The sequence below is a fragment of the Okeania sp. SIO3B5 genome (genome assembly GCF_010692555.1).
Taxonomy (GTDB): Bacteria; Cyanobacteriota; Cyanobacteriia; order Cyanobacteriales; family Microcoleaceae; genus Okeania.
Map to the genome: position 1 here is coordinate 1 of NZ_JAAHHG010000547.1, position 6,541 is coordinate 6,541.

4 protein-coding genes and 2 pseudogenes are annotated in these 6,541 nt (G+C 39.5%); 4 read left to right on the forward strand and 2 right to left on the reverse strand.

The window, feature by feature from the left end; translation table 11 throughout:
* The 4 genes and pseudogenes from F6K54_RS37880 to F6K54_RS37895 form a co-directional block, all read left to right on the forward strand.
* Positions 1-458, forward strand: a 458-nt coding sequence (locus tag F6K54_RS37880) for an RNA-guided endonuclease TnpB family protein (protein WP_293089199.1), incomplete at its 5' end; no start/stop codon positions are given.
* An 87-nt stretch (positions 459-545) separates the two neighbouring features.
* Positions 546-1,664: pseudogene (locus tag F6K54_RS37885) on the forward strand (glycoside hydrolase family 1 protein); the annotation flags it as partial.
* 1,332 nt (positions 1,665-2,996) lie between these two features.
* Positions 2,997-3,434, forward strand: coding sequence for a hypothetical protein (locus F6K54_RS37890; protein WP_293089201.1), 438 nt, complete (start codon positions 2,997-2,999; stop codon positions 3,432-3,434).
* Positions 3,424-4,056: a transposase gene (locus F6K54_RS37895; protein ID WP_366558356.1), complete on the forward strand. Its 633-nt coding sequence runs from the start codon at positions 3,424-3,426 to the stop codon at positions 4,054-4,056. The genes F6K54_RS37890 and F6K54_RS37895 overlap by 11 nt, the downstream gene beginning before the upstream one ends.
* 414 nt (positions 4,057-4,470) lie before the next feature.
* On the opposite strand, the gene F6K54_RS37900 is transcribed toward F6K54_RS37895, so the two are convergent.
* Together F6K54_RS37900 and ltrA are read right to left on the reverse strand one after the other, a co-directional pair.
* Positions 4,471-4,740 (reverse strand): nuclear transport factor 2 family protein, encoded by a 270-nt coding sequence (locus tag F6K54_RS37900; protein ID WP_366558357.1) that lies wholly within the window; start codon positions 4,738-4,740, stop codon positions 4,471-4,473.
* Between the two features lie 21 nt (positions 4,741-4,761).
* Positions 4,762-6,541 (reverse strand): annotated as a pseudogene (gene ltrA, locus F6K54_RS37905) (group II intron reverse transcriptase/maturase); the annotation flags it as partial.

Consider the following 6,541-nt stretch of genomic DNA (forward strand, 5'->3'; position numbering starts at 1 on the left):
AGAACTGGAAAAAGGCTCAACTTAAGATAGCTCAGTTACACAAAAGGATAGCTAACATCAGAAAAGATACATTGCACAAGCTAACTACTTACTTGGCTAAAAACCACAGCCAGATAGTAATAGAAGACTTAAATGTATCAGGAATGATGGCTAACCATAAGCTAGCGGCAGCTGTTAGTTCTATGGGTTTTTATGAATTTCGTAGACAGTTAGAGTACAAGTGTGAATTATATGGTTCTGAGCTGATTGTTGTGGATAGATGGTTTCCTAGTTCTAAAACCTGCAGTAGGTGTGGAACTGTTAAAGAGTCTCTGTTTTTATCAGAGCGCGTTTTCAATTGCGAACACTGCAATTTTACCTGCGATTGCTCCGCAACGCTAGCGCGAACGAGATTTGAATGCAGCATTAAATTTAGCTATGGCGGGCAGTTCGTCCGTGTCAGCTTGTGGACTGGATAACGCCGACGTTGCCAGGTAGAAGCAAGAATAGAACAGATAATCATAGATTTATATAGATTATCGTAGGTTTCTAAGAACGGTACAGTCAATGAAGCAGGGATAGATTTTTATCGCCGTTTAGTAGACTATCTGCATCAACACGATATTACTCCCCACGCAACTTTGTTTCATTGGGATAGTCCCCAAACTTTGGAAGACTTATATGGGTCTTGGCGTAGTCGGGAAATGGCAAAAGATTTTGCAGACTATGTAACTACAGTGGTAAGTCGATTAGACGATCGCATCACTAACTGGATGACTATCAATGAAATTACTTGTTTTACCCATCTCGGTTATGCCGTCAATTCTGACCCTCCTCACGCTCCAGGTACTCGTGTTCATACGAATAAAGAAGTCTGGCAAACTTCTCATCATGCTTTACTTGCCCACGGGTTAGCTACTCAAGCTATTCGTGCTGCCTCTCCCACACCTTGTTTTATTTCTTTTGTTGATAATATTGCCGTAACTGTTCCCATTTCTGAAACACCAGAAAATATTAAAGCTGCTCAACAAGCATTTCACCTTTGTGGGCAAAATGGTGGGATTATTTTTCCTGCTCTGACTGGTGCATATAGTCCTGCTTTACTAGAGCATTTGGGAAAAGACGCGCCAGATATTCAGGCTGGAGATTTAGAAATTATTCATCAACCTCTTGATGCTATTGGATTAAATATCTATTCTGGTACTTATGTGCAAGCAAGGGATAATGCAGTCAATAATTATAGCGATCGCCAACCTGGTTATGAGTTTTTATCTTTTCCTGTTGGTTATCCCAAAATGTATATGCCTTGGTTAAATATTGTTCCCGAAAGTATCTATTGGGGTATTCGTCATATCGGAGAAACATTGGGGCGAAAAGATTTACCATTATTTATTTCCGAAAGTGGTTGTGCAGCTCAAGATGAAGTTAATGACCGAGGTAAAGTAATAGATACTGACAGAATTATGTATTTACGCCAATATTTCAAAGCTGCCCATCGTGCTATTAGTGAAGGGTATCCATTAAAAGGATATTTTGTCTGGAGTTTTATGGATAATTTTGAGTGGGCTTATGGTTATGACCGTCGCTTTGGTTTAGTTTATATTGATTATCAGACTCAGCAAAGTCTACCAAAAGCAAGTTTCGATTGGTATCGGGAATGTATTCAGCAAAATAGAGTTGTTTGAAGAAGGAAGAAGGAAGAGGGAAGAGGGAAGAGGGAAGAGGGAAGAAGGAAGAAAAATTTTTTGATATAGCAATGTGTCTCGCAATTATGCGATGCCTTTACCCAAAAGACCAACAGTAAATCCGGGCTAGGGAAATACCCGGAAGTGTTATCGCTTTTGGCTCAGTGGTCTAGCCAACTATTATTCAGACGTTGGGCCGTCCAAGCTGCGCGGCTTTAGCCCGCAGAAGTTGACGTTATTTTCAAGGATAAGTAATTGTTAATTAGGGCTTGCTGATTAAATATCAAAGCATTTACTGATATTGGTATTGGCCTTTTTAGGGTAGAAAAAAGTGCGCCTGTTTTAGTCTAAAACGCTTAAAAAGTTAGTATTTTAGGCGCATAGTTGGGCAGGACAATCTTGGGAAAATTCTTACTTCTACTCCCTCGCTCATTCCCATTTCTCCTGTCTCCTGTCTCCAGTATAGCTGTCTCCTACCCCTACTAAAAGACTTTTTCAGCAAGCCCTAATTAGGGTTTGCGTATGGAAAGTCTTTTTGCTCTTTGTAGGGACCCACCCCTCGCCCCTCCCCCTCCCTGGAGGGGAAAAAGGCAGTAGGCAGTAGTTAGGACGTAGAATAAATGGGAATTACAGAGTCAGTGGCCTAAACAATAGTCAAATAGATTTTTCGGCTGCGTGCAGGGCGTGAAAATCCTCACTTTTTTAACCACAGCAACTGAAAAGCTCATACTTTTAATAGACATAATTTGCCTCAAACCAATATCAACTGGAGTTTAGACTAAATAGTTGAAGATAAAATCAAGTAAAGAATGGAAAAAATTTAGACCATCAACAGATATGGGAAAAAAAGATCGGTGAAGCAGATGGAAGAGCTGAGTAATGTTCTAACTACAAGTAATACGAATTAGTATTACTTATCTAACTTCTATAGCGGTGTATGTAAATACTACTATTGTATTGAACATAGTACAAAGCCCTGCTACATGATAGATATTTTTCACAAACCATGCGATCGCGTCTACCTTAAAGTTTGGTAGACTCGAGCGTTTGACTTTGACAGGACTTACGCAAGGACACTGTATATAGTGCATGCTAAATATAGCGATTGCGCTCCGCTTTGCGGAGCTCAGGCTATGATTTTTAGAGAGCGATCGCGAAGCTTGAGCAACTAAATCCGATAGGAATAATTGATATCTTTTGGAGGAGTTGAGTAATTTTCCAACTACAAGTAATACGAATTAGTATTACTTATCTAACTTCTACTCGTCAAATTCTTTTGTCGGCAATTATTTCAGGTAAAATCAGGCATTAAATAAAAATTATCTTGCCAAAATGCCTGATTTGAAGTTAAAATTATTCCGTAATCGAGTATATCATCTATTGGGAAATGCAAAGGATGCTGTGTTTGAACTCACTGATGCAGCGATATTCAGCCCTAGTCCTAGTTCTCTGGCCGAATTATCTTTGTCTCCTGTGTTTCGCAGAAAGTGGCACAGTGTCTACGAAGCTCTAGAGGACTGTCATCCATCACGATACAAATTGATGGAAGTTTATATCAACCAGATGGGATTAAATCAAAGACCATTATTAGTGGGAGACCATAGTGCTTGGCTGCGACCAGATGCAATTACCCTACAAGAGAGAACCTATGAACATACTCCAGGTAAAATTAAAGTAAATCAACCAATAGGGGTAGGTTTTGGATATAGTACATTGGCTTATATACCCGAAGAGTTAGGCAGTTGGGCATTACCTTTACTTGCGTGTTAGAATTAATAGTTGTGACACTGCAATCAGTAAGTTAAGTGAACAGTTAAGAAAAGTCTGTTCTTACTTAAAGAAGAGAGGTATAGTGGTTGTCGATAGTCAATATGGATGTGCGTCATGGGTCAAACAAACCGCAGATATTCCCTGCGATCAATTGATGCGGTTAAGTTCCAATAGATGTTTTTACGGTGAACCAATAGGTTATGATGGTCGTGGCCGTCCTCCCTTACATGGTGAGAAATTTAAACTCAATGACCAGCAAACCTGGAGACCAGAAGATCAAAAAATAGAAGTGGAACATCCATTGCAAGGAAAACTCCAGATTCAAGCATGGCATAAGTTACATTTTCGACAAGTATCTCATGAAAAATTATCATTAATTCGAGTCCAGCGATTAGATTCACCCAAAAGTAAGCCCCTGTGGTTAGCTTGGAAGGGAGAACAAATGCCGACTTTGATAGAAGTAGTTGAGTTTTATCTACGTCGCTTTACCATTGAACACTGGTATCGCTTTTGTAAACAAAGGTTGCACTGGACTTTACCCAACTTTGGTACTAAAGAGCAATGCGATCGATGGAGTGAGAACTATGCCCATGATGACTTGGGAGTTATGGTTAGCTCGTGAGGTAATTGTAGATTGTCCCTTACCAGGCGCAGAAATCACAGATTAAATTAACTCCCGGAAGAGCTGCCCAGGGATTTGGAGGAGTTATTGCCCTAGTTGGAACACCCACATCTGCTCCCAAACTCCGTGGAAAATCTCCAGGCTGGAAAAAAGGTCAACTTCGTCACAAAAGAAAACGATACCCGATAGTGAAAAAAGGTAAGGGTAAATTTGATAGTCAGAAAAAAAAACACAAAAAAGGTCAAATTTGCTTAATTGAGATCAAAAATGATTTCTCATATCTGTTGATGGTCTAAATTTTTTCCATTCTTTACTTGATTTTATCTTCAACTATTTAGTCTAAACTCCAGTATCAATCAATGCGCGCGATATTTAATCAGCAAACCCTAATAATTAATAATTAATTATTAATTATTAATTATTAATTGTTAAATCACCTTTGATTTGAGCCATCATTGCAGCATCATCCCAATAAGAAGATACTTGTTTAATTTTGCCATTTTCATTAATTTCAAAGATACTAATTCCTTCTGCAACTCCCTGATTACCATTTTTTCCCACTCCCTGCATCGTCCATTTAACTGCTGCTCCATTATCTACAATAAATATATTATTTGGTGTCAATTCTAGTTGGGCAAAAATCATTGATAATAGCTCAAAGAACTTCTGATAATCTGACTGCACATTACTGGGTGGTTTGTTAAACTAAGCCAGTTTGTTACCAAACCGACTCGTCTTCAGAACCGGACGTGAGACTTTCACCTCCAAATCGGCTCCTCTCTTAAACGTCCCTTTTCATGGGTACATCCCTGCCTTAATATCAACATATCGTCAACCCATAAATAACCTTCAGGCAAGTCCTGTAACTTTGGTTCTGCGTATGTCTTTTTATCTAGGGCAGTTTTAGTATCGTGGCAATGTCGGTGCAACAATTGTTTATTCTTATATGTGTTGTCACCACCTTTAGACCTTGGTTTTATATGGTCAATTTCCATAAGGTCAGTCGATCTAAAGGTTAATCCACAAGATGCGCATTTATTCTTTTGCCGTTTAAGTAGCGTTGTAACTTCTTTCCTTACGCCTGGGTATTTGCCGATTCTATTACTCCAATAACTCCAGTCGCCGTCATAAGGGGATTTATTACCTTTAACTTTTATGTGCCGTATAATGGGAACATCCGAGTGTTGGTTTAATATATACTCGCCGTCGTTAAGTACCCAATTTCTGGTTTCTTTGCAGCGAGGGAAATACTTTTTCTTTACCCATTTGGCCGACTTATTTGGATGCCTTCTACTTGCCCATCTCCATATTCTTATCCATAGGAGGTTATCTATTTTACTGAATACCTCTTTACTGACTTGTGTTGAGAAGTAGTTAGCCCATCCTCTTATTACCGGATTTAATTTAGCTATTAAAGCTTGGACCGAAGCGGTTTTATAAGAGTCACATATATCCGCTAGTTTCCGATAGTGAGTTTTAATGCTTTCGGAAGATGGTTTAATCAGCGTCTTATATCCTTGTTTGGTTGACTTAACTTTCCATTGCCTGATTGTGAATCCTAGAAAGTCAAATCCGGGTTTATTTCCTTCATATTCTTCCAAGGTATGGGCAATCTTAGTTTTTTCTGGTTTTAGTTCTAACCCTACCTGGTTTAACCATTCCTGTATAACGGTTTTAGCTTGCAACACTACTTTGATGTCTTCGTGTAGGATTACAAAGTCGAGACTCATAGCGTACCAGGGATAACGCTTGTCTGTTATCTCGCTTCTTTCCCGGAAGGGATTCCGCGAATTTATCTAGGCATTCTTCCATACCGTGTAAGGCGATGTTTGCGCTTTTGGGGTGATATTACCCCTCCCTGTGGTGTACCTCCCACAGATTCTAGGAATTGATTATTGTCAATCACTCCAGACTTTAACCATTGTTTGATTAATCGTCTATAGGGAGATTGACCTATCTTTCCTAGAAGTACATCATGGTTAATTCGGTCAAAACATTTGGATATGTCAGCATCTAACACGTATTTTGGTTTTTTGTTGATGCTAACAAAGATGGCCTGTATGGCATCATGTGTTGACCGTCCTGGTCTAAAACCATAACTATTAGGTTCAAAACGTGCCTCCCACTCTGGTTCCATACCTAACTTAACCAGGGCTTGTAACGCACGGTCGTACATCGTAGGAATGCCTAATGGGCGTTTTTCATCTTTACCTGGTTTTGGTATATAGACTCTGCGGGTGGGGCTTGCTTTGAGATAACGTGATGAGAGTAGGTTCACCAAATTTGTTCGCTGCATTGGTGGTAGATTTTTTATACCATCTATCCCGGCAGTTTTCTTGCCTTGGTTATCCTGTGTCACGCGTCTAACAGCTAGCAACCTTGCGTAATAACTTTTTAAAAGAAGTTTTTGGTATCTGTGCATCTTGCGGAGTTCGCCACGGCTGGATGCTCTGTAAATCAATTTTTGTAATTTGAATACAGATTT

What these genes read in the sequence shown, in the direction of transcription:
- F6K54_RS37890 (WP_293089201.1), top strand. Translation starts at nt 2,997, where the DNA reads ATGCCTGATTTGAAGTTAAAATTATTCCGTAATCGAGTATATCATCTA.